A 16,858-nucleotide genomic window follows, 5' to 3' on the forward strand; every position below is an offset into this window, starting at 1 on the left:
AAAATCAAAAGAGCCCGAGGCCAGCCGATGTCCACCTCTACCTTGCGTACACCCCCTATCTCCGAGATCTACGATATCGCCGTCATTGGCGGCGGGATCAATGGCGTGGGGATCGCAGCGGATGCCGCCGGTCGCGGTCTTTCGGTGTTCCTTTGCGAAAAGGACGACCTGGCCAGCCACACCTCGTCGGCCAGCAGCAAGCTGATCCACGGTGGTCTGCGCTACCTTGAGCATTATGAATTCCGTCTGGTGCGCGAAGCCCTGGCCGAACGCGAAGTGCTGCTGGCCAAGGCCCCGCACATCGTCAAGCCAATGCGCTTCGTGCTGCCGCACCGTCCGCACCTGCGTCCGGCCTGGATGATCCGTGCCGGCCTGTTCCTGTACGACAACCTCGGCAGGCGCGAAAAGCTCGCAGGTTCGAAAAGCCTGAAGTTCGGCGCCGACAGCGCGCTGAAAAGCGAAATCACCAAAGGCTTCGAATACTCCGACTGCTGGGTCGATGACGCCCGCCTCGTCGTATTGAACGCCATGGCCGCCCGTGAAAAAGGCGCTCATGTGCACACCCAGACCCGTTGCGTCAGCGCCCGCCGCGCCAAAGGCCTGTGGCACCTGAACCTGGAACGTGCCGATGGCAGCCTGTTCTCGATCACCGCCAAGGCACTGGTGAACGCCGCCGGCCCGTGGGTCGCCAAGTTCATCCGCGACGACCTGAAGATGGAGTCGCCGTATGGCATCCGCCTGATCCAGGGCAGCCACATCATCGTGCCGAAACTCTACGAAGGCGATCACGCGCACATCCTGCAAAACGAAGATCAGCGCATCGTTTTCACCATTCCGTACCTGAACAACCTGACGCTGATCGGCACCACCGACCGCGAGTACACCGGCGATCCGGCCAAAGTGGCGATCACCGACGGCGAAACCGATTACCTGCTGAAAGTGGTCAACGCCCACTTCAAGAAGCAGATCAGCCGTGATGACATCCTGCACACCTACTCGGGCGTCCGTCCGCTGTGCAACGACGAATCCGACAACCCTTCGGCCGTGACCCGCGACTACACCCTGGCGCTGTCCGGCAGCACCGAAGAAGCACCGCTGCTGTCGGTGTTCGGCGGCAAGCTGACCACCTACCGCAAACTCGCCGAGTCGGCGATGGCACAACTGATGCCGTTCTTCACCCAGATGCGCCCAAGCTGGACCGCCAGCGCCACGCTGCCGGGCGGCGAAGACATGACCACGCCGCAGGCCTTGAGCGCGCTGATCCGCGACAAGTTCGACTTCGTGCCAAGCGAAATCGCCCGCCGCTGGGCTACCACCTACGGCAGCCGCACCTGGCGCATGCTCGAAGGCGTGGACAGCCTCGCCGACATGGGCGAACACATCGGCGGCGGTCTCTACACCCGTGAAGTCGACTACCTGTGCGCCGAAGAGTGGGCCACCACCGCGCATGACATCCTGTGGCGCCGCAGCAAGCTGGGCCTGTTCACCACCCCGGCCGAACAGGAAAAACTGGCGGCGTACCTGAACAAGGTCGAGCAGAACCGCAAGATCGAAGCAGCCTGATCGATCGGCCCGTAAAACGAAAAGCCCCTGAATCGCGAGATTCAGGGGCTTTTTGCATTCAGGCTTAAACGCGGCCCGCCTTATGGCATTCGGTTTTCCGAACGCGACCTGTCGGTCGGTTCGGATTACCGGATCAGAAACGCTGAAAAACACCATCACAAAACTTTAATCACCAGCAAAATCAACCAGTTAACTTGTTGCAACTGGTCTGGCACGACTCATGCTCTACACTCCTTCGACGAATGCCTGTTGCGCCAGCACAACAGGAGCCGTCAGGCATTCGAAGCACAAAAGGGCCCGCTCAACCGGCTCCATAAAAAAAACAATGTCGAGGAAAATTTGATGCGCATCGTTCCCCATATCCTGGGCGCAGCCATTGCTGCCGCTCTGATCAGCACACCAGTTTTCGCTGCCGAGCTCACCGGCACCCTTAAGAAGATCAACGACTCGGGCACCATCACCCTCGGGCATCGTGACAGCTCCATTCCTTTCTCCTACATCGCCGATGCTTCGGGCAAACCTGTGGGCTACTCCCACGACATCCAGGTCGCTATCGTCGAAGCCCTGAAAAAAGACCTGAACAAGCCTGACCTGAACGCCAAGTACAACCTGGTCACCTCGCAAACCCGTATTCCGCTGGTGCAGAACGGCACCGTGGACATCGAGTGCGGCTCCACCACCAACAACGCCGAACGCGCCCAGCAAGTCGACTTCACCGTCAACATCTTCGAAATCGGCACCCGTCTGCTGGTCAAGAAAGACAAGGAAGGCAAGCCGTCCTACGCCGACTTTGCCGACCTGAAAGGCAAGAACGTCGTGACCACCGCCGGCACCACCTCCGAGCGCATCATCAAAGCGATGAACGCTGACAAGCAGATGGGCATGAACGTCATCTCCGCCAAGGACCACGGTGAATCCTTCCAGATGCTGGAAAGCGGCCGCGCCGTCGCTTTCATGATGGACGACGCCCTGCTGGCCGGCGAAGAAGCCAAGGCCAAGAAGCCGGACGACTGGGTCATCACCGGTACTCCACAGTCCTTCGAAGCCTACGCGTGCATGGTTCGTAAAGACGATCCGGCCTTCAAGAAGGCTGTAGACGACGCCATTGTCGCGCTCTACAAATCCGGCGAGATCAACAAGATCTACAGCAAGTGGTTCGAAAGCCCGATCCCGCCGAAGGGTCTGAACCTGAACTTCCCGATGAGCGAAAAGGTTAAAGAGCTGATCGCCAATCCGAGCGACAAGCCTGCGCCAGACGTAAAAATCTGACACTGATCTAACCTTGTCACCTGAGGGAGCCAACCCTCCCTCGGGCGACAGTTAATACCTGCTGGTTTCAACTGGAACACTCGACCTGGTGGTTTTCGAGCCGATCGCGTGTGCCTGACGTTCAACGTCAGACGGGAAAGGATCTTCCCCAGGCGGGCACTTGTACATCGATCGAATCGAGGGGAGACCCTAATGAATTACAACTGGGACTGGGGCGTGTTCTTCAAGTCCACCGGCGTGGGCAGCGAGACCTATCTCGACTGGTTCATCTCCGGCCTGGGCTGGACCATCGCCATCGCCGTCGTGGCCTGGATCATCGCCCTGTTGCTGGGCTCGCTGCTGGGCATCATGCGCACCGTGCCGAACCGCATCGTGGCGGGCATCGCGACCTGCTACGTCGAACTGTTCCGCAACGTGCCGCTGCTGGTTCAGCTGTTCATCTGGTACTTCCTGGTACCCGACATGCTGCCGCAGAACCTGCAGGACTGGTACAAACAGGACCTGAACCCGACCACCTCGGCCTACCTGAGCGTTGTCGTGTGCCTGGGTCTGTTCACCGCCGCCCGGGTCTGCGAACAGGTTCGCACCGGTATCCAGGCGCTGCCGCGCGGCCAGGAATCCGCCGCCCGCGCCATGGGTTTCAAGCTGCCGCAGATCTACTGGAACGTGCTGCTGCCCCAGGCCTACCGGATCATCATTCCGCCGCTCACCTCGGAATTCTTGAACGTGTTCAAGAACTCCTCGGTGGCCTCGCTGATCGGTCTGATGGAACTGCTGGCGCAAACCAAACAGACCGCCGAGTTCTCGGCCAACCTGTTTGAAGCCTTCACCCTGGCGACCCTGATCTATTTCACCCTGAACATGAGCCTGATGCTGCTGATGCGCATGGTCGAGAAGAAAGTCTCCGTGCCCGGCCTGATCTCCGTGGGGGGTAAATGATGGAATTCGATTTCAGTGGCATCGTCCCGGCCATTCCCGGCCTGTGGAACGGCATGCTGATGACCCTCAAGCTGATGGCGCTGGGCGTGGTCGGCGGGATCATTCTCGGTACCATTCTTGCGCTGTGCCGTCTGTCCCACAGCAAACTGCTGTCGAACCTTGCCGGCGCCTACGTCAACTATTTCCGTTCGATCCCGCTGCTGCTGGTGATCACCTGGTTCTACCTGGCGGTGCCGTTCGTGCTGCGCTGGATCACCGGCGAAGACACCCCGATCGGCGCGTTCACCTCGTGCATCGTGGCCTTCATGATGTTCGAAGCGGCGTACTTCTGCGAAATCGTCCGTGCCGGCGTGCAGTCGATTCCGAAAGGCCAGATGGGCGCCGCCCAGGCACTGGGCATGACCTACGGCCAGATGATGCGCCTGATCATCCTGCCCCAGGCGTTCCGCAAGATGACCCCCCTGCTGCTGCAGCAGAGCATCATCCTGTTCCAGGACACCTCGCTGGTCTACACCGTGGGCCTGGTGGACTTCCTCAACTCCGCCCGCTCCAGCGGCGACATCATCGGACGCTCCAATGAGTTCCTGATCTTCGCCGGTGTCGTCTACTTCATCATCAGCTTTGCCGCCTCGCAGCTGGTCAAGCGTCTGCAAAAAAGGTTCGCCGTATGATCTCTATCAAGAACATCAACAAGTGGTATGGGGACTTCCAGGTGCTGACCGATTGCAGCACCGAGGTCAAAAAGGGTGAAGTGATCGTGGTCTGCGGTCCGTCCGGTTCGGGCAAGTCGACCCTGATCAAGTGCGTCAATGCGCTGGAGCCGTTCCAGAAGGGCGACATCGTGGTCGACGGCACCTCGATTGCCGATCCGAAGACCAACCTGCCGAAACTGCGCTCGCGCGTCGGCATGGTGTTCCAGCATTTCGAACTGTTCCCGCACCTGACCATCACCGAAAACCTGACCATCGCGCAGATCAAAGTGCTGGGTCGCAGCAAGGAAGAAGCGACCAAGAAAGGTCTGCAACTCCTTGATCGCGTCGGCCTCTCCGCTCACGCCCACAAGCACCCGGGCCAACTGTCCGGTGGTCAGCAACAGCGTGTGGCGATTGCCCGTGCGCTGGCGATGGACCCGATCGTCATGCTGTTCGACGAACCGACCTCGGCGCTGGACCCGGAAATGGTCAACGAAGTGCTCGACGTGATGGTGCAACTGGCCCACGAAGGCATGACCATGATGTGCGTGACCCACGAAATGGGCTTCGCCCGCAAAGTGGCCGACCGGGTGATCTTCATGGATGCCGGCAAGATCATCGAAGACTGCAAGAAGGAAGAGTTCTTCGGCGACATCAGCCAGCGCTCCGAACGCGCGCAGCATTTCCTCGAGAAAATCCTGCAGCACTAAAACACTGCGATCCCTGTGGGAGCGGGCTTGCCCGCGATGGGGCCCTGTCAGTTGTCGATGATGTCGACTGACAGACCGCTATCGCTGGCAAGCCAGCTCCCACAGGGGCAGTGGCAGCTTTCAGGTAAGTGTTGTGGTTGACCCAAGGCATCTGTGATGAAATGCGACCCCAATCTCTATCGCGCAACCACGCCATCACTTGCCGTGAAACCCCGTCTGATCCGCCATTTGTTCCTGCCGCCGCTGATCATCATCCTGATGGTCGGACTGGGTTACGCCGGCTTCTGGATCAGCGAACGCTTCGGCATTCGCAGCCTCAGCGAAAACGGCCAGCGCCAGCTCGAACTGAACGCCCGCGCCGTCGAAAGCGAAATCAGCAAATACACCTACCTCCCCAGCCTGCTGGAACTCGAATCGAGCGTTTCGCAGTTGCTCGGCGACCCGACCCCGGAACACCGGCAAACGGTCAACGATTACCTGGAAGGCCTGAACCGGCGCAGCCGCAGTCGGGCCATCTATGTCATGGACACTACCGGCCGGGTCCTGGCCACCAGCAACTGGCGCGACGTCGACAGTTACCTCGGCGAAGACCTGTCCTTCCGCGCTTACTTCCAGAAAGCCGTGCGTGGTGAACCCGGACGTTTCTACGGGATCGGCAGCACCAATGGCGAGCCCGGCTACTACCTGGCCCACGGCCTGGAAGAACACGGCAAGATCATCGGCGTCGCGGTGGTCAAGGTGCGCATGGAAGCCATGGAGGAGCGCTGGCAACGGGCGCGCCTGGAAGCCTTCGTCAGTGACGAGAACGGCATCATCATTCTCTCCAGCGACCCGGCCCGACGTTTGAAATCCGTGGTACCGCTGAGCGACGAGACCAAGGAAAAACTCGCTCGCAGCCTGCAGTACTACTGGTTCCCGCTCAACGAACTGCAACCGCTGGCCCGGGAAACCCTGGCCGAAGGCGTGGAAAAACTCACCTTCCCGGCCAACAGCGAAGTCCTGCCGCAACAGGACCGTGACGAAGAGAACATCAGCTACCTGGCACAGACCCGGCCATTGAGCGACACACCGTGGAATTTCACCCTGCTCACGCCGCTGCAGGACCTGCGGCGCGAAGCGATCAATCAGGGGATTCTGGTGGCGGTCGCTTTTGCGCTGGTGGCGTTCCTGCTGATTGCCTGGAACGAGCGGCGCAAGGTCATCGCCACCCGCCTCGCCGCCCGGGAAGCCCTGCAGGAAGCCAACAATCAGCTGGAGCGTCGGATTACCGAACGCACCGCCGACCTGCGCGCCAGCAACGAACGGCTCAAGAGTCAGATCCGCGAACGCCGTCAGGCCGAAGAAACCCTGCGCCGGGCCCAGGACGAACTGGTGCAGGCCGGCAAACTTGCGGCCATCGGCCAGATGTCCACCAGCATCGCTCACGAACTGAATCAGCCACTGGCGGCGATGCGCACGCTGTCGGGCAATACCGTGCGTTTTCTGGAGCGCGGCCAGCTCGACGTCGCCAGCACCAACCTCAAGACCATCAACGATCTGATCGACCGCATGGGCCGGATCACCGCCAGCCTGCGCTCGTTCGCTCGGCGCGGCGACGACAAGGGCCGCGCCAGCCTCGGCAAAGCCGTGGACGCGGCACTGCAAGTGCTCGGCGCCCGTGTCGAAAAAGCCGCGCTGCAAGTGCACCGTCAGTTCATCGATGAACAAGTGCAGATCGACCAGACGCGACTGGAGCAGATTCTGGTCAACCTGATCGGCAACGCCCTCGACGCCATGCAGGCACAACCGCTGCCGGAACTGTGGCTGGAAGGCGAAGAATTCGACGGCAAATATCGCCTGCGGGTGCGCGACAACGGTCACGGTATCGACGCCGAAGCGCGCAAGCATCTGTTCGAACCGTTCTTCACCACCAAACCCGGCGAACAGGGTCTGGGCCTCGGCCTGACCCTTTCCGCCAGCCTGGCCGCCGCCACCGGCGGGCATCTGGGTGTCGAGCACCCGGCCGGCGGTGGTACCACCTTCGTCCTCAGTTTACCGTTGGTAAGCCCTACTCCTGCCGAGCCAATATGAACAACGACCTTAGTGTGCTGATCGTCGAAGACGATCCCCATGTGCTGCTCGGCTGCCAGCAGGCACTGACCCTGGAAGACATCCCTTGCATCGGCGTCGGCAGTGCCGAAGAAGCGCTGGAGCGGGTCGGCGACAATTTCGCCGGCATCGTCATCAGTGACATTCGCCTGCCCGGCATCGACGGTCTGGAACTGCTGACCCGCCTCAAGCAGCGTGATCGCAGCCTGCCGGTGGTGTTGATCACCGGTCACGGCGACATCTCCATGGCGGTCGGCGCGATGCAGAAAGGCGCCTACGACTTCATGGAAAAACCGTTCTCCCCGGAACGGCTGGTGGATGTGACCCGGCGTGCGCTGGAGCAACGCAGCCTGGCCCGAGAAGTCTCGTCCCTGCGCCGGCAACTGGCCGAGCGTGATTCCCTTGAAGGACGGATCATCGGGCGCTCGCCGGCAATGCAGAACCTGCGCGAACTGATCGCCAACGTCGCCGACACTTCGGCCAACGTTTTGATCGAAGGCGAAACCGGGACCGGCAAGGAACTGGTCGCCCGGTGCCTGCACGACTTCAGCCGTCGCCACACCAAACAATTCGTCGCGCTGAACTGCGGCGGCCTGCCGGAAAACCTGTTCGAAAGCGAGATCTTCGGCCACGAGGCCAACGCCTTCACCGGCGCCGGCAAACGGCGGATCGGCAAGATCGAGCACGCCGACGGCGGCACGCTGTTCCTCGATGAAGTGGAAAGCATGCCGTTGCCGTTGCAGATCAAACTGCTGCGGGTGTTGCAGGAGCGCACCCTCGAACGCCTCGGTTCGAACCAGAGCGTGGCGGTGGATTGCCGGGTGATCGCGGCGACCAAGTCCGACCTCGACGAATCGAGCAAGGCCGGTGAATTCCGCAGCGACTTGTACTACCGGCTCAACGTGGTAACCCTGGAACTGCCGCCCCTGCGCGAACGCCGCGAAGACATCCTGCAACTGTTCGAACACTTCACCCAGCAATCGGCCCTGCGCTTCGACCGCGCACTGCCGGAGCTGGACAACCAGACCCTGTCCAGCCTGATGAGCCACGACTGGCCGGGCAACGTGCGCGAATTGCGCAACGTCGCCGAACGCTTCGCCCTCGGTTTGCCGGCATTCAAAAAGTCCGGCGCCGGCAGCGGCGGCCAGGGCCTGGCGTTCGCCGAAGCGGTGGAAGCCTTCGAACGCAACCTGCTCAGCGATGCCCTGCAGCGCAGCGGCGGCAACCTGACCCAGGCCAGCCTGGAACTGGGCATGGCCAAGACCACGCTGTTCGACAAAGTGAAAAAATACGGCCTGAGCCATTAAAGCGAGTACGACGTGGATCTGATTTTCAAAGCCTTTCTGGGTGCGGCGGTGGTGGTGATCCTCGCCATGCTGGCCAAGACCAAAAACTATTACATCGCCGGTCTGGTGCCGCTGTTTCCGACTTTCGCCCTGATCGCCCACTACATCGTCGGCAAGGGCCGTTCGGTCGATGATCTGAAGACCACCATCGTGTTTGGCATGTGGTCGATCATTCCCTACTTCGTTTATCTGGCGACGCTGTACGTGATGGTCGACCGGATGCGTCTCGAAGCTTCGCTGGCCGTGGCGGCTGTCGCGTGGCTGATGGCGGCGACGGTGCTGGTCAGCGTCTGGGTCCGTCTGCACGCCTGAGCTGCCGTGCGGGAGAGGGGCTGGCCCGTCCCTTGCATTTACCCCCGAAAGCCCGCCCGGCCGGCGCTCATGTTCGATGAGGCCGGTGTCTGGGAGGGTCTGCCAAGGGTGAATTGCGACCTTGAATATATTAGATCTCGACCACAGCCTGACCGGTCAGGCGTCCATCGCGCGGCTACTCGACAGCGGCCGTGCCCGGCGCCTGGACCTGCTCGACCTGGGCCCGAAACTGCGGCTCTGGTCCAGCGAACGCACCTTCCGCCGTTTCACCGAACGCCTGCGTGAGCGGCCCCGGCACAGCGGCCCGGCACCGGAAATTTTTTTCGTCGGTTCCGGCGACTATCACCATCTGACCCCGGCCTTCCTGACTGATTTGCCGGAGCCGGTAAGCCTGATCCATTTCGACAACCACCCCGACTGGGTGCACTTCGCGCCCCGCCGGCATTGCGGTTCGTGGGTCAATCAGGCGCTGAAACTGCCGAACATCGAACGCATCGTCACCCTCGGGCCGTGCAGCGACGACCTGCAAAATCCGCAGATCAAGGGTGGCAATCTCGGTGCCCTGAAACGCGGGGTGTTGCAGCTGTTCCCCTGGCAGCATCCGCCGTCGAAAGTCTGGGGCCGGGTCGGTGACGGCGCCGGTCATCAGCAACAGGAAAACCTGCTGCACTGGAACAACCTGGCCGATCAGGACTGGTCGGCATTTCTCGAGCGGATGATCGCCAGCCTTCCGACCCAAGCCGTGTGGATCACCATCGACAAGGACGTGCTGGCCAGCGAAGACGCCGCGACCAATTGGGATCAAGGCCAGATGCGCCTGAGCCATTTGCTCCAGGCCATCCGCAGCCTCGCCGCCAGCAAGCGCGTAATCGGCATCGACATCTGCGGTGAGTTCGCCCGCCCGGCCTTCAGCAACGCCTTCAAACGCTGGGAAGCCAAGTCCGACCAGCCGCCGGCCGAACGCTGGAGTGAAACCGATCTGCTGCGCAACTCGGCGACCAATCAGGCGCTGATCGAGTTGTTCGAGGAACTGTTCCCATGACCTTGACCGTGATTCTGCTGGTGGCGTTTTCCATCGTGCTCGACGTGATCGGCCAGCTCTGCTTCAAGCTTGGCCTGGACCGTCTGCCTGAGCTTGAGGGCGGTTTTCGGCTCGGTGCGTTCTGGGGCCAGGTGTTCAACGCGCCGCTGCTGTGGTGCGGCATCGGCGCCTACGTGATCGAGTTTTTCGTCTGGCTCGAAGCCCTGTCCCGGGCGCCGCTGAGCCTGTTGTTCCCTGCCGCCGCGCTGGCCTATTGCGGCGTGGTGCTGGCCGGCAAGGTGTTTCTCGGCGAAACCGTCAGCCGACGGCGCTGGATGGGCACTCTGGTGATTACGGCGGGCGTGATGCTCGTGTGTGTCGGCCATGCCTGATTCTCAACTGATACTCAAAAGGAATGGCTCGATGGATTGGCTGCACGGCCGCCTCGGCACCGTGGTGCTCTGGGCGTTGCTGATCATTCTGGAAAGTGGCGGGCAGATCGCGACCAAGGTCGGCGGCGATCAACTGGGGCAAATGGATTTCACCCTGCAATGGCTGCTCAGCGTCGCCCAGGCACCGGGGGTGCTGGTGGCGATTGCCTGCTACATCGGCGCGTTCTTTGTCTGGATGCTGATTCTGCGGCGCAGCAGTCTGTCGCTGGCGTTTCCGCTCAGTTCGCTGGTGTTCGTCGGTGTACTGCTGGGGTCGTGGCTGGGCCTTGGTGAACAGATCAGCCTGCTGCACTGGGTGGGCGTGGCCGTGATCATGGGCGGCATTGCGCTGCTGGCCGAGGGCGAGGAAAACTGAGGTGAACGGTCGTGGGAGCCTGCAGGCTCCCACGTTTTTTACGGTTCAATCCTTGCGATGGGCCACCAGAAATCCGAGGCCATGGGCCACCGGAATATCCTTCACCCCCGCCTCTCGCTGCTGCCCGGCGATCTCCCGGTGAAACGCCTTGACCCGGGTCCAGTGCATTTTCGGCCGGTAGTGATGCTCGGCGTGGTAGCCGTTGTTCATCCACAGCAGGTTGTAGAGCGGGCTGTAGGCGCTGACGCCCCAAGCGATGGGCGAATCCGGGTTGCCGCCGAAATGCTCGTAGTAACCGTTGAGCGAAGACAGCGCTTGGCCCAGATACCAAAACGGCAGCAACACCAGCACCGCCCGCCAGTCACAGATAGCCAGCCCCAGATAGAACGCCACTGTCACACCGATCTCCACCTTGACCCAACGCGCATCGGCTGGACGCTTGCGGCGCATCTCGTCATAAATCGGCTTGGGGTCGTCGCGAAAAAAACTCAGGAAGGTGTAGGCCCATGGATTCTCGGGCTGACCGTCCTTGCCGCGCTGGTAGATCGACAACGGATCGATGGTCTTGCCATCCGCCCCCGGCCGGTCCGAATTGCCCCGGTGATGGCGGTTGTGGATATCGCGATAAAGGGTCTGGGAAAAACCGATGGTCACCGACAGCAGCAGGTCAAAGGCACGGTTGAGCCATGCCGGGGTGAAGTAGGCATTGTGGATCTGGTTATGGGAAATGCTATTGATGCTCCATGACAGGCTCACCGCGTAAACCAGCGCCAGCGGCAGCAATGCCCACCAGGACAACGCATGAAAGGCCAGGACCAGCCACACCACGAAGGCGAAATGGGCCAGTCCGAGGGCCACGGGAATCAGGTCCCACAACGAATGGGCCAGCAAACGGTAAGCAGGGCGAGCCATGAAGAACATCCTGAAACAATGGGTTCGTCACGGCTGTCTGCAAAGGCCAGACCAGTTCACGTCGGGCTTACTTGAATTTATAGGCGATCGCCATCTGCACCTCGCCCTGATTGGTATCGCCGACGCTTTTGACAATGCTGCTGTCGGCCGCCGAGTTCGTCAGGTGAATCCAGCTGGCGCTGGCCACCAGCGACCACTGCGGCGCGATAGGGAACTCGAAACTCTGGGTCAGCGCGATGTTCTGCAAGCCGCCGCCGGCGTTGTAGGCACGGATGCCGGAGGCCTGGGCCTCCTTGTCGCTGACACCGAAGAACGTGTTGTTTTGCCGGGCATTGGCGAAATGCGCAGTCAGATTGCTGCTGCCAATCACGCCGCCGCCCAGTGGATAACCGATCTCGCCACCGACCCGACCGAGCACGCCGCCCTGCCCGCCATTACCGCCGATGGCCTGGCCGACGGAGGCGAATACCCGCCAGAAGTCGGCCGGCGCGTACTGCACGAAGCCACCGGCCTCGGCCATGTCCGGCACATCGCGCAAGCCGCGCAGTTCGCCGTTGGAGGTGCGGCCCGGCAGGTAATTCACATAAGGACCGGCGCTGAAGCCGTTGGTCTTCAAAGCGCTCCAGGTCAGGCCGTCGTCGGTACTGAGGCTGACGTCGCCCCAGTCCAGATCCAGATACGGTATCGGCCGTGTTTCGTAACGGCTGCCACTCGGGTCGTGGGGCTGATAACCCAGGCCCACGCCTGCCTCACCGGTGATGCCGTCCGCCATGGCGCTGGCTGAGAAAGCGCCCAGCGCTGCGAATAAAAACAGTGTCTTCCTCATCATGAGGCCATTCCTTTAATTGAACATGCGCGCATCAATCCCCGGATGCCACCCACCGCGCAAGCACTCATGTTGTTTGTAGCAAGCTACAAAAATTGTAGCTTCGAATTTCCAAAGCACCTCATCGGCCCCGCCGGCAAGGGGCTGATGGCACTTGGCACAGTCCCTGCTCTACCCCTCGGCAAGCGCACACAACGCGCTCTGACCAATAGGTAATGCAGATGATTGATTGGCATATCGTGTGTGATTTCGACGGGACCATCACCCGCACCGACGTGATCGACAGCATTCTCGAACGCTTCGCCGACCCGAGTTGGGAAACGATCGAAAACCAGTGGCTGGCCGGTGAAATCGGTTCCCGTGAATGCCTCAGCCGCCAGCTCTCGCTGGTCAAGGCCACGCCCGGCCAATTGCTGGAGTTCTTCGACAGCATCGAGATCGATCCAGACTTCCCCGACTTCGTCGACCACGCCATCGGCCTGGGCGCTTCGTTCGAAGTGGTCAGCGACGGCATCGAGCAAGGCATCGCGCGGATTCTGTCGCGCAACTACGTGACCCTGCTGCCGATCCTCGCCAACCGCCTGCGACAGATGGATCACGAAAGCTGGCGCATCGACTTCCCGCATTCCAGCGACGCCTGCCGCGCAGCGTCCGGCAACTGCAAATGCAAATCCACGCCGGGCAACAAGCGGGTGCTGGTGATCGGTGACGGCCAGTCCGACATGTGCGTGTCGTCCACCGCCGACTTCGTCTTCGCCAAGGGGCGCCTCGCCGAATACTGCGAGCGCAACGCGATCCCTTACGCGCGCTTCGACAGCTTCGCCGAACTCCCGGCGCTGCTGGCCCTGCTGCCAAAGGCCAGCGCCGCCAACGCCACCGCTTTCAACTCCGACACCTTCAATACCGAAACCCAGGAACTCTTCCACCATGTCTGATATTCGAATCGCTACCCAGGAAGACCAGATCCTTCTGGAAAAAGAAGCCAAGTACTGCTCCTACGGCGACACCGTTCACTACATCGAACCGCCGCGCATCTTCAGCCGCTGCGAAGGCTCCTACGTCTGGGACACCGAAGACCAGGCCTACCTCGACCTGCAAATGTGGTATTCGGCGGTCAACTTCGGTTACGCCAACCCGCGCCTGAACAACGCGCTGAAACAGCAGATCGACACCCTGCCGCAGATCGCCAGCCAATACCTGCACAAAGGCAAGATCGAGCTGTCGGAAATGATCGCCGTGGACGCCAAGAAGAAGTTCGGCCTCGACGGACGCGTGCACTTCAACGTCGGCGGTTCGCAGTCCATCGAGGACTCGCTGAAAGTCGTGCGTAACGCCAGCAACGGCAAGAGCCTGATGTTCGCCTTCGAGGGCGGCTACCACGGTCGTACCCTCGGCGCTTCGTCGATCACTTCCAGCTACCGCTATCGCCGCCGCTACGGCCACTTCGGCGAGCGCGCCAACTTCATCCCGTTCCCGTACCACTTCCGCGGCCCGAAAGGCATGACCAAGGAAGAATACGGCAGCCACTGCGTGCAGCAGTTCGCCCGTCTGTTCGAGACCGAATACAACGGTGTCTGGGATCCGAAGGTCGGCGCCAGTGAATACGCCGCGTTCTACGTCGAGCCGATCCAGGGCACCGGCGGCTACGTGATTCCGCCGATGAACTTCTACAGCGAACTCAAGCATGTGCTGGACCAGCACGGCATCCTGATGGTGGTCGACGAAATCCAGATGGGCTTCTATCGCACCGGCAAGCTGTGGTCGATCGAGCACTTCGACGTCAAACCGGACGTGATCGTCTTCGGCAAGGCGCTGACCAACGGCCTCAACCCGCTGGGCGGCATCTGGGCCAAGGAAGAACTGATCAACCCGAAAGTCTTCCCGCCAGGCTCGACCCACTCGACCTTCGCCTCCAACCCGCTGGGCACCGCCGTGGGCCTGGAAATGTTCAAGATGACCAGCGAAGTCGACTACGGCGCGATGGTCATGGCCAAGGGCAAATACTTCCTCGAAGGCCTGCAGGACCTGCAGAAGCGCTACCCTATCATCGGCGACGTCGATGGCCTGGGCCTGGCCCTGCGCTGCGAAATCTGCGCCCCGGACGGTTTCACCCCGGACAAGGCCACCCTGGACTTCATGGTCGAGGAAGGCATGAAGGGCGACATCGAGATCGACGGCCGCAAACTGGGCCTGATCCTCGACGTGGGCGGTTACTACAAGAACGTGATCACCCTCGCGCCGTCGCTGGAAATCAGCTACCCGGAAATCGACCTGGGCATCGCCCTGCTCGACCGTCTGCTGGCCCGGGCGATGAAACGATGAACGCGGCCGGGATCGATCTGGGCGAAGGCGACGCCGGTTTCGTTCTCGGCACAGGGGAGGTCGCGGTGTTGTTGATCCACGGCCTCACCGGCACCCCGACGGAGTTGCGTCGGGTCGCCGTGGGACTGGCCAAGGCCGGTTGCACGGTGTACGTGCCGACCCTGGCCGGGCACTGCGGCGGCAATGCCGACCTGCAGGCCACCGGCTGGCGCGACTGGTACGAAGGCGTGCGCAAGACCTTCGTCGGCATTCGCCGTCAGCACAGCAAGGTATTCGTCGGCGGCCTGTCGATGGGTGCGGTGATGTCGATGTACGTGGCGTCCGAGCATCCGGGTCAGGTCGCCGGATTACTGATGTATTCCACGACTTTGAAGTACGACGGCTGGAGCATCAACAAACTGGCGTTCCTCACGCCGTTGCTGATGAAAATCCCGTTCGGCGTGCACATCTGCAAGTTCGAAGAGAAACCGCCCTACGGCATCAAGAACGAGCGCCTGCGGGCCATCGTCGAACGGCAGATGAAAGAAGGCCACAGCAGTGAGGCCGGCCTGTTGACCATGGAAGGCGTGACCGTGCGCGAACTGCACCGGATGAACGCCGTGGTGCGCAAGCGCATGCCTTCGATCACCGTGCCGGCGCTGGTACTGCATTCCATCGAGGACGACATCACCAGTCGCTGGAATGCCGACTACGTGGAACGCAAGCTCGGCGGCGAAGTGGTGAAGATTCTGCTGGACGACTGTTATCACATGATCACCGTCGACCTGCAGTACCGACGCGTCGTAGAACTGAGCGTGCAGTTCATCAACAACCACCGCACCGACCTTGCGCCAACCGCTGATTCCCTGCCAACCGAGGAATACCGGCAGCGAGCGTGAAGCGCCTGCAAAACGACATGCCATGCCGGTTAAGGAAACGACGTGATCACGGCCCAAGCCTTTTCAACCATCGAAGCGATTGATCGCGACGCATGGAATGCCTGCTTTCCCGAGGAGCTCGAAGACTGGGCCTACTATCGCGCCGTGGAACAGGCCGGCATCGACGGCTTTCACTGGCGCTATCTGGCGCTGTTTGAAGACGACCGGCTGATTGCGGCGGTCGTGGCCTTCACCACGGCCTATTCGCTCGATACCACCCTGCAGGGCACCGGCAAGCGCTTGAGCCAATGGCTGCGCAGTTGCTGGCCGGGGCTGTTCGACATTCGTCTGTATGCCCTCGGCTCGCCGGTGGCCGAGCAGTGCCATGTCGGCACGCACCCGTCGCTCGATCCGGCACGTTTGCCGACGCTGTTCGCACGCCTGCTGCAACTGGCCCGCGAGGACGCGGATCAGGCCGGGGTCGGTCTGCTGGCCGTCAAGGACGCTTCCCACCGCAACCCGCAATGGCTGCAGGCCTGCCGCGAGGCCGGTTTGCAAAGCATGCCGGGATTGCCCGGTGCCGAGCTGCCGATCAAGTTCGCCTCGGTCGACGCTTACCTCGGCACCCTGGGCAAATCCACCCGCAAGGACCTGCGGCGGACCCTGCGCGGTTCGGGCCCGCGAATCGAATGGCGACGTTCGGTGGACGATCTGCTGCCGACCATGATGCGGCTTTATGAAGCGACACTGGCGCGCAGCGACCTGACCTTCGAATGCCTGCCTGCCGCGTATTTCCGTCAGGTGCTGGAACACCTCGACGAGCGTGCCGCCTGCGTTTTGTACTGGGTGGACGATGAGCTGGTGGCGTTCAATCTGGTGCTGCTGGACGAACAGCGGCTGGTGGACAAGTTCTTCGCCCACGATCTGGCCCGCACCCGCGAGCACAAACTGTACATGCGCAGCTGGCTGGCGAATGTCGGCTACTGTATTGAACACCGGATTCCGATCTACGCGTGCGGCCAGGCCGGCTATGCCAGTAAGCTGCGCCTGGGCTGTTCGTTCATCGGCAATACGGTGTTTTTCCGCCATCGCCACCCCGTACTCAATCACCTGCTGCGGCTGGTGAAGATTTTCATCCGCCCGGACCGTACCGATCCGGCCATGGCGACTGCGATAAGCGAACAACAATAAGCG

17 protein-coding genes are annotated in these 16,858 nt (G+C 61.5%); 15 read left to right on the forward strand and 2 right to left on the reverse strand.

Annotated features, from left to right (window positions below; genetic code table 11):
• The first annotated feature begins 27 nt into the window (after nt 1-27).
• From glpD to IF189_RS22605, 11 genes are all read left to right on the forward strand, one after another.
• Complete coding sequence (gene glpD, locus IF189_RS22555) at nt 28-1,563, forward strand: glycerol-3-phosphate dehydrogenase (protein WP_134827962.1); 1,536 nt, start codon at nt 28-30, stop codon at nt 1,561-1,563.
• Between the two features lie 342 nt (nt 1,564-1,905).
• A complete protein-coding gene (locus tag IF189_RS22560) occupies nt 1,906-2,832 on the forward strand; it encodes a glutamate/aspartate ABC transporter substrate-binding protein (protein WP_085709739.1) in 927 nt (308 codons plus the stop codon).
• A gap of 192 nt (nt 2,833-3,024) precedes the next feature.
• Nucleotides 3,025-3,771 carry an amino acid ABC transporter permease gene (locus IF189_RS22565; protein ID WP_085709477.1) on the forward strand — a complete coding sequence of 249 codons (747 nt, stop codon included), beginning with the start codon at nt 3,025-3,027 and terminating at the stop codon, nt 3,769-3,771.
• On the forward strand, nt 3,771-4,442 hold the full coding sequence (locus tag IF189_RS22570; RefSeq protein ID WP_114885245.1) for an amino acid ABC transporter permease: 672 nt from the start codon (nt 3,771-3,773) through the stop codon (nt 4,440-4,442). The genes IF189_RS22565 and IF189_RS22570 overlap by 1 nt, the downstream gene beginning before the upstream one ends.
• Nucleotides 4,439-5,173, forward strand: a complete 735-nt coding sequence (locus IF189_RS22575) for an amino acid ABC transporter ATP-binding protein (protein WP_085709475.1) — start codon at nt 4,439-4,441, stop codon at nt 5,171-5,173. The genes IF189_RS22570 and IF189_RS22575 overlap by 4 nt, the downstream gene beginning before the upstream one ends.
• A gap of 156 nt (nt 5,174-5,329) precedes the next feature.
• On the forward strand, nt 5,330-7,243 hold the full coding sequence (locus IF189_RS22580; protein ID WP_192552287.1) for a sensor histidine kinase: 1,914 nt from the start codon (nt 5,330-5,332) through the stop codon (nt 7,241-7,243).
• A gap of 44 nt (nt 7,244-7,287) precedes the next feature.
• A complete protein-coding gene (locus IF189_RS22585) occupies nt 7,288-8,568 on the forward strand; it encodes a sigma-54-dependent transcriptional regulator (RefSeq protein ID WP_413038535.1) in 1,281 nt (426 codons plus the stop codon).
• Nucleotides 8,569-8,589: 21 nt separating this feature from the next.
• A complete protein-coding gene (locus tag IF189_RS22590; RefSeq protein WP_167443801.1) occupies nt 8,590-8,919 on the forward strand; it encodes a GlpM family protein in 330 nt (109 codons plus the stop codon).
• A 121-nt stretch (nt 8,920-9,040) separates the two neighbouring features.
• Nucleotides 9,041-9,961, forward strand: a complete 921-nt coding sequence (locus IF189_RS22595) for an arginase (protein WP_192552289.1) — start codon at nt 9,041-9,043, stop codon at nt 9,959-9,961.
• Nucleotides 9,958-10,332, forward strand: a complete 375-nt coding sequence (locus tag IF189_RS22600; RefSeq protein ID WP_085709470.1) for an EamA family transporter — start codon at nt 9,958-9,960, stop codon at nt 10,330-10,332. The genes IF189_RS22595 and IF189_RS22600 overlap by 4 nt, the downstream gene beginning before the upstream one ends.
• 31 nt (nt 10,333-10,363) lie before the next feature.
• Nucleotides 10,364-10,747, forward strand: coding sequence for an EamA family transporter (locus IF189_RS22605; protein ID WP_413038507.1), 384 nt, complete (start codon nt 10,364-10,366; stop codon nt 10,745-10,747).
• 45 nt (nt 10,748-10,792) lie between these two features.
• Here the strand turns inward: IF189_RS22605 and IF189_RS22610 are convergent, their stop codons facing one another.
• Together IF189_RS22610 and IF189_RS22615 are read right to left on the reverse strand one after the other, a co-directional pair.
• The gene (locus IF189_RS22610; protein WP_134827967.1) at nt 10,793-11,659 is read right to left on the reverse strand and encodes a fatty acid desaturase family protein; all 867 of its coding nucleotides are present in this window, start codon (nt 11,657-11,659) and stop codon (nt 10,793-10,795) included.
• A gap of 67 nt (nt 11,660-11,726) precedes the next feature.
• Entirely contained in the window at nt 11,727-12,488 is a 762-nt protein-coding gene (locus IF189_RS22615) for a MipA/OmpV family protein (protein ID WP_134827968.1), read from the reverse strand.
• A gap of 218 nt (nt 12,489-12,706) precedes the next feature.
• Here IF189_RS22615 and IF189_RS22620 point away from each other — a divergent pair, with 218 nt between their 5' ends.
• The 4 genes from IF189_RS22620 to IF189_RS22635 are packed head-to-tail and all read left to right on the forward strand — an operon-like array spanning nt 12,707 to nt 16,855.
• Nucleotides 12,707-13,420 (forward strand): HAD-IB family phosphatase, encoded by a 714-nt coding sequence (locus IF189_RS22620; RefSeq protein WP_134827969.1) that lies wholly within the window; start codon nt 12,707-12,709, stop codon nt 13,418-13,420.
• Complete coding sequence (locus IF189_RS22625) at nt 13,413-14,807, forward strand: aspartate aminotransferase family protein (RefSeq protein ID WP_085709465.1); 1,395 nt, start codon at nt 13,413-13,415, stop codon at nt 14,805-14,807. Before IF189_RS22620 ends, IF189_RS22625 begins: the two co-directional genes overlap by 8 nt.
• The gene (locus tag IF189_RS22630; RefSeq protein WP_134827970.1) at nt 14,804-15,685 is read left to right on the forward strand and encodes an alpha/beta hydrolase; all 882 of its coding nucleotides are present in this window, start codon (nt 14,804-14,806) and stop codon (nt 15,683-15,685) included. Before IF189_RS22625 ends, IF189_RS22630 begins: the two co-directional genes overlap by 4 nt.
• A 42-nt stretch (nt 15,686-15,727) precedes the next feature.
• A complete protein-coding gene (locus tag IF189_RS22635; protein WP_134827971.1) occupies nt 15,728-16,855 on the forward strand; it encodes a GNAT family N-acetyltransferase in 1,128 nt (375 codons plus the stop codon).
• Nucleotides 16,856-16,858 lie beyond the last annotated feature (3 nt).

It is taken from the genome of Pseudomonas sp. IzPS59, from assembly GCF_014863505.1.
Classification (GTDB): domain Bacteria; phylum Pseudomonadota; class Gammaproteobacteria; order Pseudomonadales; family Pseudomonadaceae; genus Aquipseudomonas; species Aquipseudomonas kribbensis.